General features: G+C 60.0%; 17 protein-coding genes. All 17 read left to right on the top strand.

The window, feature by feature from the left end:
• Nucleotides 1–201 precede the first annotated feature (201 nt).
• The 17 genes from MEFOE_RS03535 to mtrD all read left to right on the top strand — a co-directional run bounded on the left by MEFOE_RS03535 (nucleotide 202) and on the right by mtrD (nucleotide 17,073).
• The gene (locus MEFOE_RS03535) at nucleotides 202–474 is read left to right on the top strand and encodes a 4Fe-4S binding protein (protein WP_067048412.1); all 273 of its coding nucleotides are present in this window, start codon (nucleotides 202–204) and stop codon (nucleotides 472–474) included.
• Between the two features lie 17 nt (nucleotides 475–491).
• A complete protein-coding gene (locus MEFOE_RS03530; RefSeq protein WP_067048408.1) occupies nucleotides 492–1,658 on the top strand; it encodes a 4Fe-4S binding protein in 1,167 nt (388 codons plus the stop codon).
• A 9-nt stretch (nucleotides 1,659–1,667) separates the two neighbouring features.
• Nucleotides 1,668–2,246: a CoB--CoM heterodisulfide reductase subunit C gene (hdrC, locus tag MEFOE_RS03525; protein WP_067048406.1), complete on the top strand. Its 579-nt coding sequence runs from the start codon at nucleotides 1,668–1,670 to the stop codon at nucleotides 2,244–2,246.
• Nucleotides 2,246–3,136 carry a CoB--CoM heterodisulfide reductase subunit B gene (hdrB, locus tag MEFOE_RS03520; protein ID WP_067048403.1) on the top strand — a complete coding sequence of 297 codons (891 nt, stop codon included), beginning with the start codon at nucleotides 2,246–2,248 and terminating at the stop codon, nucleotides 3,134–3,136. Before hdrC ends, hdrB begins: the two co-directional genes overlap by 1 nt.
• Nucleotides 3,137–3,149: 13 nt before the next feature.
• Complete coding sequence (locus MEFOE_RS03515; RefSeq protein ID WP_067048400.1) at nucleotides 3,150–5,165, top strand: CoB--CoM heterodisulfide reductase iron-sulfur subunit A family protein; 2,016 nt, start codon at nucleotides 3,150–3,152, stop codon at nucleotides 5,163–5,165.
• On the top strand, nucleotides 5,166–5,591 hold the full coding sequence (locus tag MEFOE_RS03510) for a hydrogenase iron-sulfur subunit (RefSeq protein WP_067048396.1): 426 nt from the start codon (nucleotides 5,166–5,168) through the stop codon (nucleotides 5,589–5,591).
• 18 nt (nucleotides 5,592–5,609) lie between these two features.
• Nucleotides 5,610–6,011 (top strand): molybdopterin dinucleotide binding domain-containing protein, encoded by a 402-nt coding sequence (locus MEFOE_RS03505; RefSeq protein ID WP_083523313.1) that lies wholly within the window; start codon nucleotides 5,610–5,612, stop codon nucleotides 6,009–6,011.
• Nucleotides 6,011–7,327, top strand: a complete 1,317-nt coding sequence (locus MEFOE_RS03500) for a formylmethanofuran dehydrogenase subunit B (RefSeq protein ID WP_067048390.1) — start codon at nucleotides 6,011–6,013, stop codon at nucleotides 7,325–7,327. The genes MEFOE_RS03505 and MEFOE_RS03500 overlap by 1 nt, the downstream gene beginning before the upstream one ends.
• A gap of 2 nt (nucleotides 7,328–7,329) precedes the next feature.
• Nucleotides 7,330–9,039 (top strand): formylmethanofuran dehydrogenase subunit A, encoded by a 1,710-nt coding sequence (locus MEFOE_RS03495; protein WP_067048387.1) that lies wholly within the window; start codon nucleotides 7,330–7,332, stop codon nucleotides 9,037–9,039.
• A gap of 10 nt (nucleotides 9,040–9,049) precedes the next feature.
• The gene (locus MEFOE_RS03490; RefSeq protein WP_067052909.1) at nucleotides 9,050–9,850 is read left to right on the top strand and encodes a formylmethanofuran dehydrogenase subunit C; all 801 of its coding nucleotides are present in this window, start codon (nucleotides 9,050–9,052) and stop codon (nucleotides 9,848–9,850) included.
• 339 nt (nucleotides 9,851–10,189) lie between these two features.
• Nucleotides 10,190–11,497: a coenzyme-B sulfoethylthiotransferase subunit beta gene (mcrB, locus tag MEFOE_RS03485; protein WP_067048385.1), complete on the top strand. Its 1,308-nt coding sequence runs from the start codon at nucleotides 10,190–10,192 to the stop codon at nucleotides 11,495–11,497.
• Between the two features lie 12 nt (nucleotides 11,498–11,509).
• A complete protein-coding gene (mcrD, locus tag MEFOE_RS03480) occupies nucleotides 11,510–11,980 on the top strand; it encodes a methyl-coenzyme M reductase operon protein D (RefSeq protein ID WP_067048380.1) in 471 nt (156 codons plus the stop codon).
• Between the two features lie 4 nt (nucleotides 11,981–11,984).
• Nucleotides 11,985–12,614 (top strand): methyl-coenzyme M reductase I operon protein C, encoded by a 630-nt coding sequence (gene mcrC / locus MEFOE_RS03475; protein ID WP_067048376.1) that lies wholly within the window; start codon nucleotides 11,985–11,987, stop codon nucleotides 12,612–12,614.
• A 14-nt stretch (nucleotides 12,615–12,628) separates the two neighbouring features.
• The gene (gene mcrG, locus MEFOE_RS03470) at nucleotides 12,629–13,393 is read left to right on the top strand and encodes a coenzyme-B sulfoethylthiotransferase subunit gamma (RefSeq protein WP_067048373.1); all 765 of its coding nucleotides are present in this window, start codon (nucleotides 12,629–12,631) and stop codon (nucleotides 13,391–13,393) included.
• Nucleotides 13,394–13,398: 5 nt separating this feature from the next.
• A complete protein-coding gene (gene mcrA, locus MEFOE_RS03465; protein ID WP_067052907.1) occupies nucleotides 13,399–15,105 on the top strand; it encodes a coenzyme-B sulfoethylthiotransferase subunit alpha in 1,707 nt (568 codons plus the stop codon).
• A gap of 232 nt (nucleotides 15,106–15,337) precedes the next feature.
• Nucleotides 15,338–16,237, top strand: a complete 900-nt coding sequence (gene mtrE, locus MEFOE_RS03460) for a tetrahydromethanopterin S-methyltransferase subunit E (RefSeq protein WP_067048370.1) — start codon at nucleotides 15,338–15,340, stop codon at nucleotides 16,235–16,237.
• Complete coding sequence (mtrD, locus tag MEFOE_RS03455) at nucleotides 16,234–17,073, top strand: tetrahydromethanopterin S-methyltransferase subunit D (protein WP_067048367.1); 840 nt, start codon at nucleotides 16,234–16,236, stop codon at nucleotides 17,071–17,073. Before mtrE ends, mtrD begins: the two co-directional genes overlap by 4 nt.
• Nucleotide 17,074: the final 1 nt, after the last annotated feature.

The raw sequence follows: 17,074 nt of genomic DNA, 5'->3' as shown, positions 1-17,074 counted from the left end.
CCTTCCTATGAAACACCACGCGCCGGCGATCTGGCGGGAGTGCAGCAGGGATGCGTTTAATCAGGGTTACAAATTAACATATTACCATTGTCCGATGCAGGATACGGATTTTTTCGGGTGCCTTCTTTCAGAAAGTTTATCTATATTATTTGACAACTCTTTCATAATCGATTTTAATCGAGATAGCTGGTGCGTGAAACCATGGCATTTGCAGTGCACGTAAACATGGAACGTTGTACCGGTTGTAACAATTGTGTGGTCGCGTGCCCCGTAGACGCACTGGAGCTCAGCACCGTGGATCCTGTCACCACCGACAAGATCTACAAGGTGATGAACGGCAAGGCAACCGTCCTTGACGTTGATCACGAGCTCTGTGCCGGATGCGGCGTTTGCGTCGAGGCATGCCCATACAATGTGATACGACTGGTCGTAGGACCAATGCAGTCCGGGCCCGGTGCCCAGACACAAGGTTAAAGGAGTGAGGGTTATTCATGGCGATATTTCCAAAATTCTCCAAAAAGAGAGATGGTGTCAACATCATCAATGAACAGCGGCTCCTTCAGGCAGTCAACCACCTGATCCTTGACAGCCAGAGGTGCACAGGCTGCGGTATCTGTGCCGAGTCCTGCCCCGAGGACGCCATTACCGTCAGCATGGTTGGAGCGACCAAGAGAAAGAACGCAATCGACTACGCAAGCCCGGTGAACATTGACGAGGTCAAGTGCTCGTACTGTGGCGTCTGCGTCGTTATGTGTCCGTTCAACTCTCTGACATTGAAGATCAACGGCGAAGAGCGGCTCCCCATCATCGAGAAGGAGGGCTTCCCCGAGTACGACATGCTCGCCACGATCGACGACGAGAAGTGCGTGCGGTGCACGACCTGCGAGGACGTCTGCCCGCGTGACGCGATCAACCGCGACGTCCCGGCATTCGAGGGCACCGTCGAGGACGGCCGCGAGCGCCAGACTGCACTGACCGCCAAGACCACGTTCGAGGTCGACACCGAGAAGTGCACGGTCTGCGGCATCTGCGGATCACTCTGCCCGGCCATCGACGTCAAGCGCAAGGACTTCACCGCCGAGACCGGCAAGGTCGAGGGCGACGTCCTCTGGGACGAGAAACTCTGCGACGGCTGCAAGGTCTGCGTCGAAGCCTGCCCCGAGGAGGCCATCACCGTCAACCGCGAGGTTGAGGCGAAGAAGCTCCCGGGCAAAGTCAACATCATCGAGGACGACTGCTGCACCTGCCGCTGGTGCGCAACGAACTGTCCGACCGAAGCGATCACCGTCGAGAAGATCTTCACCGGCGACATCGAATTCCACGCCGAGAAGTGCCCCGGCGGCTGCTCGACCTGTGCTGAGATCTGCCCGGCCCATGCAATATATCTCCCGTCCCCGTCCCCCGCGGCCCAGATGAAGGGCCAGAAGGAGGCAAACATCGCCGTCAACAAGGACCTCTGTATCCTCTGCGGCGCATGTGTCAACGCCTGCCCCGGTGAGGACATCATCGTCCTGAAGAGAACAGGCATCCGGATGAAGGGCAAGGAAACCGACCTCTTCAACAGGATCAAGGCAAAGCTCTTCACCCCACGGACCTCCAGGGTTAAAGAGGACGTAAAGCCAGGAGAAGTGGAGCTCAAGGCCCTTGAAAACGCGTGAGGTAGTGACATGGTAAAAGGATATTCTGACCCTGCAATGGAAGACAAATTCCAGGACAGGTATTTCCACACAACGGACAGCAATCCTGAATTCCTCAAGGACGTGGAGAAGCTCTCCCGCTCGATCCCGCACATGTGTTTCCAGTGCGGCACCTGCACGGGCTCCTGCCCCTCGGCCCCTCGTTCGAGTTACCGGATCCGGAAGTTCGTCCGCCGCGCCGTTCTCGGACTTGAGAAAGAGTCGCTGACCGACCCCGACCTGTGGCTCTGCACCACCTGCTACAGCTGCACTGACCGCTGCCCGCGCGACATTGCTCCGACCGACGTCATCATGGCAATGCGGAACCTTGCATTCAAGTGGGACATCGTCCCGAGGAACTTCCTCAAGACGATCCAGCTCATCTACAACACCGGCCACGGCGTGCCGAACAACGACGTGAACCGGGCAGCCCGGGTCAAGTTAGGCCTTGAGGCCGAACCCGAAACCACCCACAAGTACCCCGAGTACCTGCCGGGTATCAGGAAGATCATGGACCATTACCACATGAAAGAGAATGCAGACAGGATCCTCTCAGAGGGTGAACACTGATGCAGCAGTATGCCTTTTTCCTGGGTTGTATCGCACCGAACCGTTATCCCGGTTGTGAGGCCGCCGCCATCAAGACGAGCAAGAACCTCGGCATCGAGCTCCTCCCCCTGAAGGGTGCGAGCTGCTGCCCGGCACCGGGCGCGTTCGGCGCTGTCGACCTGAACGTCTGGTATGCGATGGCAGCCAGAAACATCGTCCTCGCCGAGCAGATGAACAAGGACATCGCCCTCATCTGCAACGGCTGCTACAAGTCGATCTACGAGGTCAACGAGCGCCTCAAGGAAGACGACGAACTCCGCGACGGCGTTAACGAAGTCCTCTCCGAGATCGACATGGAATTCAAGGGCTCGATCGACGTGTACCACCTCGCCGAGCTCTACTATGACAGCAAGATCTGCGGACCCGACAAGATCCGTGAGTCAGTCGTCAGGCCCCTCGACGGCACGAAGATTGCCGTCCACTACGGCTGCCACCTTCTCAAGCCCATCAAGGAGCGCCGCTTTACCGACTCCGAGAACCCGATGTGGATCGAGGAACTCGTCGCCGCCCTCGGTGCGGAACCGGTTCAGTACCGCAACAAGATGCAGTGCTGCGGTGCAGGCGGCGGTGTCCGCGGCTTCGACCTTGCCCACTCCCTGGACATCACGAACGAGAAGCTGACCAACATCAACGAAGTCGGCGCGGACGCAATCACCGAAGTCTGCCCCTTCTGCCAGCTCCAGTTCGACCGCGGCCAGATCGAGATCAAAGAGAAGTTCGGTATCGAGTGGCAGATCCCTGTGCTCCACTACAACGAACTGCTGGGCCTTGCCCAGGGAATGAGTCCGCAGGAACTGGCGCTTGACCTCCACGGCATCGACTGTAAGCCATTCCTGGACAAGATCCTGTAAGGGAGGGAAATACATGGCAGAAGAGAAAAAACAGCCAAGAATAGGTGTATTCGTGTGCCACTGCGGCACCAACATCGCGGGAACTATCGACGTGGGGGCCGTCAAGGAATACGCAAAGACCCTCCCGGGCGTCATCGTCGCGGATGACTACCAGTACATGTGCTCGACGCCAGGCCAGTCGAAGATCATCGACGCCATCAAGGAGCACGACCTCACCGGCATCGTCGTCGCCGCATGCACGCCCCGTCTCCACGAGCCGACCTTCAGGACGGCCACAAAGGAAGGCGGCCTGAACCCGTTCAGGTTCGAGATGGCAAACATCCGTGACCAGAACTCGTGGGTTCACATGCACGACCATGAGGGGGCCACCGCCAAGGCAAAGGACGCCATCAACATTGCCGTCGCCAAGGCGAGACTCCTCGAGGACCTCTACCCGAAGAGCGTGCCCGTCGAGCACGCCGCCATGGTCGTCGGCGCAGGTGTCGGCGGCATCCAGGCCGCACTCGACCTTGCAAACGCCGGGATCAAGACCTACCTCATCGAAAAGCAGCCGACAGTCGGCGGGCGCATGTCCCAGCTCGACAAGACCTTCCCGACCCTCGACTGCTCCCAGTGCATCCTCACTCCGAAGATGGTGGACGTCGGGCGTCACCCGAACATCGAGCTCCACACCTACACCGAGGTCGAGGCGGTCGACGGCTACATCGGCAACTTCGACATCACCCTCAGGAAGAAGGCCCGCGGTGTTATGAGCCCGACCGAGGCCGCGGCAAAAGGCATCATCGGCGGCGGCTGCAACGGCTGCGGCGACTGTGACGCCGTCTGTCCGGTCATCAAGCCGAACCCCTTCGAGTTCGGCATGAAGCCGAGAAAGGCCATCTACATCTACCACCCGCAGGTCGTCCCTCTGATCTACACGGTCGACTTCGACGCGTGTGTGAAGTGCGGCCTCTGTGTCGAGGCATGCGGTGAGAAGAAGGCCATCGACCTCGAGATGCAGGACACCTTCGAGACCGTCAAGGTCGGCACCATCATCCTCGCCACCGGCTATGACGCCTTCCCGATCGAGAAGAAGCGCGAGTGGGGCTACCAGCAGTTCGAAAACGTCATCACCTCGCTCGAGTTTGAACGGCTCATCTGCGCGTCCGGCCCGACCGGCGGCCACCTGATCCGCCCGTCCGACGGCAAGACCCCGATGAAGGTCGCCTTCATCCTCTGTGCAGGCTCCCGTGACAACACCGGCGTCGGCAAGCCGTACTGCAGCCGGTTCTGCTGCATGTACTCGCTCAAGCACGCCCATCAGATCATGGAGAAGATCCCCGGATGCATCCCCTACATCTTCTACATGGACATCAGGTCCTTCGGCAAGATGTACGAGGAGTTCTACTACCGTATCCAGAACGAGGGCGCAAAGTTCATCCGCGGCCGTGTCGCCAACGTCCTTGAGGACGCGAAGACGAAGAACCTCCACGTATATGCAGAGGACACCCTCCTCGGCAGGCCCGTCGACCTTGAGGCCGATATGGTAGTGCTCGCCGCCGCCGTTCAACCGACCGCCGAGACCGACCACGTCAGACACCTCTTCGGCGTCTCCTGCTCGCAGGACGGCTGGCTCCTTGAGGCCCACCCGAAGCTCAACCCCTGCGGAACCACGACCGCCGGCGTCTTCCTTGCCGGTGTCTGTCAGGGCCCCAAGGATATCCCCGACACAGTCGCCCAGGCCGAGGGTGCGGCATCCGCAGCATCCATCCCGATCCACACGGGCAAGGTCGAACTCGAACCGTACTTCGCCCAGTGTATGGAAGACAAGTGCGCAGGCTGCGGCATGTGCATCAGCCTCTGCCCGTACTCCGCACTCGACCTCATCGAGAAGGACGGCAGGCAGGTCATGCACGTCACCGAAGCAAAGTGCAAGGGCTGCGGTACCTGCGGTGGCTTCTGCCCCGGCGGTGCGATCTACATGCAGCACTTCACCACTCCGCAGATCGTTGCGCAGATCGATGCATTCCTCCTTGGAGGTGAGCAGTAAATGGCAGACGAAGAATGGAAACCCAAGATTCTCGCTATCATCTGCAACTGGTGTTCGTACGCCGGTGCAGACCTCGCCGGTAGCGCCCGTACCCAGTACCCGCCCGACGTCCGTGCCATCCGCATCATGTGCACCGGCCGTGTCGACCCGCTCTTCATCATGAAGGCCTTCGCCGACGGTGCTGACGGTGTGCTCGTCTCCGGGTGCCACTTCGGCGACTGCCACTACATTGCAGGCAACTTCAAGTGCGCAAAGAGGATGTTCCTCATGAAGAGCATCCTCAAGGACCTGGGCATCGAAGACAACCGCCTCAGGATGACCTTCGTCTCGGCATCTGAGGGTGCAAAGTGGGCAAAGGTCATGGAGGATGTCGTCCAGACGGTCAAGGACCTTGGCCCCAGCCCCCTCAACCAGATGAAGCAGTAACCTACGGAGGATGTTACGGTGCCAGAAATAGAATTGAATCTAATCTCAGGGCGTACGATCCAGCAGGGCGTATCCATGGAGGCGGGCAAGGAGAAGCCCGCCTACACCAAGGCCTGTGGCATCATCGAGATGGATGACGCCGACTTCAAGCGCCTCGGGGCATGGAGAAACACCAACGTACGCGTCACCAGCGAATTCGGCAGCGTCGTTGTCAAGGCAGTCCAGACGACCCAGGGCCCCCACCCGGGCCTTGCCTTCATCCCGATGGGTCCCTGGGCGAACATGATCATCAACCCGAACACCTACTCCACCGGGATGCCGACCTTCAAGGGCGTGCCGGTCAGGGTCGAGGTCGCCGGAGACGAACCGGTGTATGACTCGCTCGTCCTTGTCCGCAAAGCCTGCAGGGGTGAAATCTAATGACAAAGATTGTAACCGATGTTGTCTGTCCGTTCTGCGGAACACTCTGCGACGACCTTGAAGTCAAGGTCTCCGACGACGGCACGCAGATCCTTGAGGTCTACAATGCCTGTGTCATCGGCACAGAGAAGTTCCTTCATTCGCAGGCAAAAGACCGCCTGAAAGTCCCACAGATGCAGGACGAGGAAGGCAACTGGAAGGATGTCAGCATCGACGATGCCGTCGATTACACCGCCCAGATGCTCTGCAACGCAAAGAAGCCCCTCATGTACGGCTGGTCCTCGACGAACTGCGAGGCCCAGAGCACCGGCAACGAGATCGCAGAGATCGTCGGTGCGGTCGTCGACAACACTGCAACGGTCTGCCACGGCACGACCCTCATCGCCGTGCAGGACGTCGGGGTGCCGAGCTGTACCCTCGGTGAGGTCAAGAACCGTGCCGACAGGATCGTCTTCTGGGGCTGCAACCCTGCCCACGCCCACCCGCGGCACATGAGCAGGTACTCGATCTTCCCCCGCGGCTTCTTCACCGGAAAGGGCCACAAGGCACGGAAAATGGTCGTCGTCGACCCGCGGAGCACAGACACCGCGAAGATGGCCGACGTCCACATGCAGATCGAGCAGGGCCGTGACTACGAGCTCCTGAGCGCCCTCCGTGTCGCCGTCCGCGGCGCACCGCTCCCGGAGACAGTCGCTGGCATCCCGAGAGAGACGATCCAGGACGTTGCCGAGACCCTCAAGTCCGGACGTTTCGTGGTCATCTTCTTCGGCATGGGTGTCACCCAGACGCTCTCGAAGAACCACAACATCGACATGGCCATCTCTCTCACCCGTGACCTCAACGAGTACACGAAGGCGGCAATCATGCCGATGCGTGGCCACTACAACGTCACCGGCTCCGGCCAGGTGCTCGGCTGGCAGTTCGGATTCCCGTTCTGCGTGGACCTCTCCCGCGGCTTCGCCCGTTACAACCCGGGCGACTCGTCCTCGAACGACCTCCTGCGGCGCGGCGAGGTGGACGCGGTCTTCGTCCTCGGGTCTGACCCGGGTGCACACTTCCCGATATCCTCGGTGAAGAAGATCGCACAGCTCCCGTCCGTCTGCGTCGACCCGCACCACACGCCGACCTCTGCGGTCTGCAAACTCCACATGCCCGTGGCATTTGTGGGCGTTGAGGAAGCCGGGTGCGCATACCGCATGGACAATGTCCCGATCGAGACCAGAAAGGTCGTCGAAGCCCCCGAAGGCATGGTCAGCGACGAGGAGTTCCTGAAAATGGTCCTCACACGCGTCAAGGAAATCAAGGGGGTTGCGTAAACATGGCAGAATACCTCATCAAAAACGGATTTGTTTTTGACCCGGTGCTCGGGATCAACGGAGACAAGGCCGATATTGCCGTGAAAGACGGCAAGATCGTCGAGTCCACCGCCCTCTCGAACCCGCAGGTCATCGACGCCGCAGGCAAGACCGTGATGGCTGCCGGCGTGGACATCCACGCTCACGTCGCCGGCCCGAAGGTCAATGTCGGCCGGAACTTCCGGCCCGAGGACAAGCTCTTCAACTGTGAGGCAGGAAAGGGCGTCAGGAGGATGGCCGGTGGCTTCTCAGTCCCGACCGTCTTCAGGACCGGCTACCTGTACGCCCGGATGGGCTATGGCACCGTCATGGAAGCGGCCATGCCGCCCCTGTACGCCCGCCACACCCACGAAGAGATGCGGGACACCCCGATCCTCGATCAGGGCGCTTACCCGGTCTTCGGGAACAACTGGTTCGTCCTCGAGTACCTGAAGAACAACGAGATGGAGAATGTCGAAGCGTACATCTCCTGGCTCCTGCGGACCACCCGTGGCTATGCGATCAAGATCGTCAACCCGGGCGGCACCGAGGCCTGGGGCTGGGGTCTGAACTGCAACTCCATCCACGACCCGGTCCCGTACTTCGACATCACCCCGGCCCAGATCATGAAGGGCCTGATGGACGCGAACGAGGCCCTGAGGCTCCCGCACTCCATCCACATTCACACGAACAACCTGGGCAATCCAGGCAACTTCGAGACGACCCTTGAGACCTTCAAGCTCTTCGAGGGCGCAAAGCCGAACAACGACTTCGGGCGCAAGCAGGTCATGCACCACACCCACGTCCAGTTCCACTCCTATGGCGGCGACAGCTGGGCCAACGTGGAGTCGAAGGCCGACGAGATCATGAACTATGTCAACAGCCATGACAACATGACCATGGACCTTGGCTGCGTGACTCTCGACGAGACCACGACGATGACCGCCGACGGGCCGTTCGAGCACCACCTCACCGAACTCAACCACCTCAAGTGGGCGAACACCGATGTGGAACTCGAAACCGCCGCAGGCGTCGTCCCGTATGTCTACTCCCCGAACATCAAGGTCTGCGGCATCCAGTGGGCTATCGGCCTTGAACTCGCACTCATGGCCAAGGACCCGATGCGTGTGTTCATCACCACCGACCACCCGAACGCAGGTCCGTTCTTCCGGTACCCGCGGGTCATGAAGTGGCTCATGAGCCAGAAGGCCCGTGAAGCCCAGATGGACTCGCTCAAGTGGGCAGAGAAGGTCAGGGGCGCTACCTTCCTCTCCGGCCTCGACCGTGAGCTCACCCTCTACGAGATCGCGGCGATGACCCGGGCAGGCACGGCACAGGCCCTCGGCCTAGCCGATATGTACGGCAGCCTCAAGCCCGGCCTCCAGGGAGACGTTGCAGTCTACGACTACAACCCCGAGACTGCAGAGGACCCCGAACTCATCGAGAAGGCCTTCAGCAATGCTGCCTACCTCCTCAAGGGCGGCGAGGTTGTTGTCAAGGACGGCGAGATCGTCAGCAACGGCAACAAGAAGACGCTGTGGGTCGATGCCAAGGTCAACGACAACCCGCAGGTCCGCCGCGACATCACCGAGAAGTTCCTCAGGTACTACACTGTCACCGAGGCCAACTATGAGGTGAACGAGAAGGTGTTCATGAAGAACCCGTATCGCATCGAGGTGGATGCGACCCAGTGAGGTGATGATGATGGAGACGGTAACACTTACACCAAAGGCTCAGCCTGACCTCTACATCGATGCAGAGAACATCACTCCTGACGCATTCGCCGGGAAGACCGCAGCCGAGATCGCAGCATTCCATGTGCATGAGGGGAACCAGACCGGTCTCCTCGGCACCTATTTCGATGTCTCGGGCAAGGCCGGCGCAACCGCTGCCGAGACGAAGATCGTCATCAAGGGCGATGTCCTCAAGGTGAAGTACATCGGCATGCGGATGACCGCAGGCGAGATCCTCGTCGAGGGCTCGGCCGACATGTACATCGGTGCCTGGATGGAAGGCGGCAGGATCCATGTCAGGGGCAATATCGACGCTTTCTCCGGCACGGGTATGAAAGGCGGCGAGATTGAGGTCGACGGCAATGCCGGCAACTACCTCGGCGCCGCCTACCGCGGCGACTGGAGAGGCATGCAGTCCGGGACCATCCGTGTCCACGGCAACGCAGGGTCTGATATCGGCACCTTCATGAACGGCGGCACGATCATCATCGACGGCGATGTCGACGTCCATGTCGGCACCCATGCCGAGGGCGGCACCATCATCGTGAAGGGCAACGGCAAGTCCAAGATCGGCGGACAGATGGTGAAAGGCGAGATCTACGTCTTTGGCACCATCGACGTCATGATGCCGGGCTACGTCTACCGCAAGGACGTCGACCTTGAGGTCGACGGTACCAAGGCCACGTTTGCCATGTACGAGGGCGACATGGGCGAACGCCATGGCAAGCGGAAGGGCGAAGTCATTTACGGCCACATTTACCAGAAATACTAAATTTAACCTCTTTTTTTCTTTTGGACGAAGCGCAGGCACGGTTGTTATACCGCCCCACAGAAAATGCCAATCCGTGCTACTGGCAGAAGCCATCGTCACACACACCCACCCCGAGCAGGGATCAAAGCCGATATTGTTTCGATCCCCCCATATATGTCGATTTATATACTGAGATTTCCGCCGCCGATAATCACAATGCTTATATGGCGAGATGATGAGTATGCAATTGTCCCTTGAGGGACGTGCAGTAGTGACTCCAGCAATTGTCAGCGACTCCTTTAGTAATCATTGCACAGTTATCGTATTGTATCGGAATTAAACCGAATCTGGAGGAAATATATGGCAAAATACTCAGACACGATTGACCTCTACGATGATGAGGGCAAACTTCTCAAGAGCGGTGTTGCCCTTGAAAAGGTCAGCCCGGTTGTGAACCCTGCGATCAAGAAGATGATCGACCTCACCAAGAGGACGATCGCGGTCAACCTCGCCGGTATCGAGAACGGCGTCAGGACCGGATCCGTCGGGGGCAAGCTGGACCAGATTGGCGGCCGGACCCTCGACCTCAGCATCGTCAAGGATGCCGACGCGATCAAGGCGAAGATCCAGTCCATGGTTCAGATCGAAGACGGCGACGACACGAAGATCAAGGACTTCGGCGGCAAGCTTCTCCTCGTAGAGGTTCCGAAGGCCCGTATCGAGGCTGCAGCCACGTACGACGCTGCCATCACCGCCGTCGCGGCGGCAACGACCTACGCGATCATCGACCAGTACGACATCGGGCCCTTTGACGCCTCGATGGTCAAGGCGGCAGTCTGGGGTACCTACCCGCAGACCATGGACATGAAGGGAGCGAACGTCACTTCCATCCTGTCTATCCCGCAGAACAACGAAGGTCTCGGCTTTGCTCTCAGGAACATCCCTGCCAACCACGTCGTGATGATCACCGGCAAGAACGCCATGCAGGGCGCCGCCCTTGCCTCGACCTTCGAGCAGGCCGGCCAGTTCGAGATGGGCAACGCCATCGGGCCCTTCGAAAGGGCGCAGCTCCTCGGCTACGCTTTCCAGGGCCTGAACGCCAACAACCTGGTCTACGACCTCGTCAAGAAGAACGGCCAGACCGGCACCATCGGTACCGTGATGCAGTCCCTTGTCGAGCGTGCGATCGAGGACAAGGTCGTCGCACCGGGCAAGAAGGGTGGGTACTTCCAGTACTACGACACCAAGGACCCGATGCTCTGGAACGCCTACGCGGCGGCAGGCACCCTCGCGGCCACCATGGTCAACTGCGGTGCAGGCCGGTTCGCCCAGGCAGTCTCCTCGACCCTGCTGTACTTCAACGACCTTCTCGAGCACGAGACCGGTCTCCCCGGCTGTGACTACGGCCGTGTGATGGGTACAGCCGTCGGTTTCTCCTTCTTCAGCCACTCGATCTACGGCGGCGGCGGTCCGGGTATCTTCAACGGCAACCACGTCGTGACCAGGCACTCGGCCGGCTTCGCCATCCCGTGCGTCGTCGCAGCCTGCTCTCTTGATGCGGGTACTCAGATGTTCACGCCTGAGGGCACCTCGAAGATCTACGGCGAGACCTACGGCAAGATCGATGAGTTCGCAAAGCCACTGCAGAACATCGCAAAGGCAATCTAAGGTAAAAGCCAGATGACAGAAGCCACATATCCCCAGTGCAGGATTGTGCCCGCACGTTTCCTCAACCCTGAGACCGTCGAGCTCCTTCTCAACAGGCTCCTCGACGTTGGCGGGATACGGAAGCTGGTCCTCAACGGCCAGCGTATCCCCACCACCGTCCCGTACGGCCCTGCTCGCGGTCAGCCGAACCCTCACCCGATGCGGAGGGTGATCCGGGTCGGCGACCAGGACGTGGAACTTCAGGTGCAGGTGGGGACGATCCTCCTCGAACTAGAAGATCGGTCCCCCATCGACGGGATCAGGAAAGCATGCGACGAAGTCTTCACGAAATTTCCGTATTCCCTTTCGGAAGGGAAGTTCATGAAGACCCAGGCGACCGTTTCAGACTACGCAAAATACGGGCCCGACGCCGACAAACGGATCCTCGGAACCACCGATCCGAAGAGTCGCAGCGGGCCGCTCATCATCCAGGGAACAAAGTGATTACATGCCGATCGGAAGGGTAACCCAGGTAGTGGACTGCAGAGAGAGCATGGGAATGGGAAAAGGCGGGGGCCTTGCCCAGCGCGGAACCATTTCAGAATGCCGTCATCCGGACGTCATCGTCGTCGGGATGTCACCGGGACGCCGGCACGTCACAAAGCCGGTCTGTGACATCACGTCCGCCCTCAGGAGGGAAGGGGTGGAGTTCTCGGTCAGCACCCTCGTGCTGAACGCCGGAAGCGGCGTGCCTCCCGACGCTCCGAAGATTGCCGGATCAGTCCTTGGCGCCTACTTCGGGTTAACCGAGAAAGAGATCGAGCAGATCGAAGAGCATAAGGTCGCGATCCTCCACCACGGGAATGTGCGGTCCCATGTGGTGCAGAAGATCCGGTTCATCCTGGAACACGTCGGCGTCAAGGCCGTCGTCGTCTCCCAGTGCCCGATCGACTACGAGGATCTTGCAAAAGAGGGCGTCAAGACCGCCCTCGTTATGCCTCCTCCTGAGAAAGTCAGGACAAAAGGAAGTGTGGAGGCGATCATCTCCGGTGTCACCAGAGGGCAGACACCCACCAGGGAGAAGATGGCCGATGTTATCGCTGCCGTTACCAGACTCATGAAAGAACAGAATAATTGAGGTGAAAATTGTCTATGGCATACAAACCACAGTTCGGACCGGGAACCTCCGTCATCGCCGAAAACAGGCGCAAGCAGATGGACCCGGACTACAAGCTTGAAAAGCTTCGTGACGTGACCGACGAGGACATCGTCCTGATCCTCGGCCACCGCGCGCCCGGTGCGGCCTACCCGACCGCCCACCCGCCGCTCGCCGAGCAGCAGGAACCAGCCTGCCCGATCAGGAAGATCGTCGCCCCGACCGAGGGTGCAAAGGCCGGCGACCGCGTGCGGTACATCCAGTTTGCGGACTCGATGTTCAACGCACCGTCCCAGCCGTACCAGAGGACGTACATGGAGTGCTACCGCTTCCGCGGCATCGACCCCGGCACCCTGTCGGGCCGCCAGATCGTTGAGTGCCGCGAGCGCGACCTCGACCAGTACTCCAAACTCCTCATCGAGACCGAAGTCTTCGACCCGGCACGCATCGGCATCCGCGGTGCGACCGTGCACGGCCACTCCCTCCGTCTTGCAGAGGACGGCATGATGTTCGACATGCTCCAGCGCTGCGTGCTCGGCGCCGACGGCAACGTCAAGTACGTCAAGAACCAGATCGGCGAACCCCTCGACCGTGCCGTGAACGTCGGCAAGCCGATGGACGAGAACTGGCTCAAGGCCCACACGACCATGTTCCACTCCCTCGCCGGGACCGGTTTCCGCGAGGACCAGGAATATGTCGAGTACGTCCAGCGTATCCACTCGCTGAGGACCAAGTACGGCTTCATGCCGAAGGAGGAGTGATCACCATGGCAAAGATTGAGAGAGCGCAGAAACTGTTCCTGAAGGCACTCAAGGAGAAGTTCCAGGGACAGGACGTGCAGTCTGAGAAGGCCGAGTTCTACAAGTTCGGCGGCATCCGCCAGTCCGCGAGGAAACTCGAGTTCATGAAGGAGTCCCGCGCCGTCGAGATGCAGCGCGGCATCTCCATGTACGACCCGGAGCGCTGCCACCTCGGCGGCCTGCCCATGGGTCAGCGCCAGCTGATGACCTACGAGGTCTCCGGCACCGGCGTCTTCGTCGAGGGCGACGACCTGCACTTCGTCAACAACGCTGCCATGCAGCAGATGTGGGACGACATCCGCCGGACAATCATCGTCGGCATGGACCTCGCCCACGCCACCCTGCAGAAGCGTCTCGGCAAGGAAGTCACTCCTGAGACGATCAACGAGTACCTCCACATCCTCAACCACGCGATGCCCGGTGCGGCCGTCGTCCAGGAACACATGGTCGAGACCCACCCGGCACTCACCGAGGACTGTTATGTGAAGGTCTTCACCGGCGACGACGAACTCGCCGACGACATCGAGCCCCAGTTCCTCCTGAACATCGAGAAGCTCTTCCCGGGCAAGTCTGCGGAGGCCCTCAAGGCGGCCGTCGGCAAGTCGATGTTCCAGGCCGTGCACATCCCGACCATCGTCTCCAGGACGTGCGACGGCGGCACCACCTCCCGCTGGTCTGCGATGCAGCTTGGCATGTCGTACATCGCCGCGTACCGCATGTGCGCCGGTGAAGCGGCAGTCGCCGACCTTTCCTTCGCTGCAAAGCACGCCGGCGTCATTCAGATGGCCGACATCCTCCCGGCCCGCCGTGCACGCGGTCCGAACGAGCCCGGTGGCATCAAGTTCGGCCACTTCGCCGATATGGTCCAGGCCGACCGCAAGTACCCGAACGACCCGGCCAAGGCGTCCCTCGAGGTCGTCGGCGCGGGCACCATGCTCTTCGACCAGATCTGGCTCGGGTCCTACATGTCCGGCGGTGTCGGCTTCACCCAGTACGCGACCGCCGCGTACACCGACAACATCCTCGATGAGTTCACCTACTACGGCATGGACTACATCAAGGACAAGTACAAGGTGGACTGGAAGAACCCGAACCCGGCAGACAAAGTCACGCCGACCCAGGAGATCGTCAACGACATCGCCACCGAGGTCACCCTCAACGCGATGGAGCAGTACGAGCAGTTCCCGACCATGATGGAGGACCACTTCGGCGGTTCCCAGCGTGCCGGTGTCATCGCCGCTGCCTCCGGTCTCTCCACCGGTATCGCAACCGGCAACTCCAACGCCGGTCTCAACGGCTGGTACCTCTCGATGCTCCTGCACAAAGAAGGCTGGAGCCGTCTCGGCTTCTTCGGCTACGACCTGCAGGACCAGTGCGGTTCCACGAACTCCCTCTCTGTCAGGCCGGACGAGGGCTGTATCGGCGAGTTCCGTGGCCCGAACTACCCGAACTACGCCATGAACGTCGGTCACCAGGGCGAGTACGCCGCCATCGTCGGCAGTGCCCACTACACCCGCGCCGACGCCTGGTCGCTCTCCCCGCTGATCAAGATCACCTTCGCCGACCCGTCCCTGAAGTTCGACTTCGCCGAACCCAGGCGCGAATTTGCAAAGGGTGCGATCCGCGAGTTCATGCCTGCGGGCGAGCGCTCCCTGATCATCCCGGCCAGGTAAATTTCCCAACTCAACTTTTTTTTACCTACGACAAACGGGCATGCCGAAACCGGCAGTATCTCGCCCGTTTGGGAGATTTAAACCAGATAATTGGATTAATCCCAATACTTTCCGAAACATTTAATTAAATCATAAACGACTGTTAAATGAACCACAACGAGTTTGAACTCCATCTCTGTGGTAACGCGAACTGAAAACTCTCGTGCATCTCTGTGCGCTGGGAGGGAGACGAATGGAAAGCGTATTATTAGGCATAGGAGTCACAGCATTGGCAGGTGCTCTCGCCACCGTTGCCGGCGCTGCTGAGGATACTGAGTCCAACATCGGATCACAGGGTGACCCGAACTCTCAGGTCCAGCTGGCTCCACAGATGGGCTACATTCACCGGATCTACAACAAAGCAGTATCCGGCGAACCGCCCGCATATGGTCTGTGGGTCACTATCAGCGCAGGCGTGGCCTGGGCATTCATGATCACCGGGATGAACCCGGTGCTCGCGATTGTCATCGCATCCGCACTTGCGGTATTTGTGCAGGGTGTGTATGCAACAACCGCTTATCTTGGCAGGACTGCGAGTCTTTCCAAGTTTGAACAGCCGGTGTACATCGATGTCATCAAGTCGGTGACCACCGTCACAATGGCTCACGCCTTTGTTGCAATATTTACGACCGTAGCGATGTGTTACCTCCTCGTCGCAGCTCTCGGTCACCCGTTCCCGCTGCCTCTTCTCGGCATCGTCTGGGGTATCGCCCTCGGTGCCGCCGGGTCCGCAACCGGCAACCCGTTCTATGGCAAGGAACGCCAGTACCAGACCCAGAACTTCGGCGCCGGTGTGCCGATCTCCGCGTCCGGCAACATTGTCAGGTACGCCGAGGCCGGTCAGCGCAGCTCCCTTGACAACGGCTGGTTCACCGCCAAACTCGGCGGCCCGGCATCGGGTGTCTGCTTCGGTCTGATCGTGTTCCTCGAACTCTGGAGAACCGTTCTCTTCGAGAGCGTCGCCGGAGGATGGGGTGCGATCATCGCCGGTGTCGTCATTATCCTGATCTTCATGATCATCGACCGTTACATCGAAGTCTGGGCCAGGAAGAACTACGGCCCGTACGTCAAGGCTGAGGAGGCATCTGCATGACCGCAATTGCAGCCAAGCCCAGTGCCTCCGAGGGCATCAACCCGGTCGCATCTGTTATCGGCATCGTGATCATCATCGCGGCGGTTGCCATCGCGGCAGTCTTTGCGAACTTCGCCCTCGCCGCTCTTATCGGCGTGATCATCGGCGGCCTTCTCATCGGCTTCGGTGTTCACTTCGTGCCGGTCGGCGGCGCACCTGCAGCCATGGGCCAGTCTCCGGGCATTGCAACCGGTGTCGCCATGCTCGCAGCCGGTGCCGGCCTTGCCGGTCTCTTCGGCGGCGCATGGGCCGCGGCGAACCCCGCGTTCGGCATCGCCATTGTCATTGCTGCCGGCGCTATCGGCGGCGGTCTCCTGATGGCAGTCACCTGTTTGATGGTCAACATCGTCTACATCTTCGGCATGGGTATCCCGGCCGCATCAGGCAAGGTCGCAAAGGACCCGATCACCGGCGACTCCCAGGCCGAGTACAAGTCCCAGGGCACTGAAGGCCACGGCCTGCCATTCATCTCCTATGTTGGCGGCGTGATCGGCGGTATGCTCGGCGGTGCCGGCGGTACGCTCATCTACTACGAGCTCCTCCAGGTCTACGCCGCAAAGCTCCCCGAGCTCTTCAGCGCGACCGCTGCGGACGTACTCCCTGTCGCCGTCTCTCTTGCGGGCATCTTCGCCGTCGGCATGTTCCTCATGAACGCCGTGCTTGCTGCGTACAACATCACGGGCACGATCGAAGGCCCCCACGACCCGAAGTTCAAGCGCTTCCCCCGTGCCGTCATCGGGTGCGCAGTCGCTTCGGCAGTTGCCGGTCTGTTTGCAGTCCTGATTGTGGTGGTGTAAA

The sequence above is a fragment of the Methanofollis ethanolicus genome, assembly GCF_001571385.1.
Lineage (GTDB): Archaea > Halobacteriota > Methanomicrobia > Methanomicrobiales > Methanofollaceae > Methanofollis > Methanofollis ethanolicus.
Note: the sequence above shows the minus strand (reverse complement) of the source record. Positions and strands in the feature narration are given on the sequence as shown.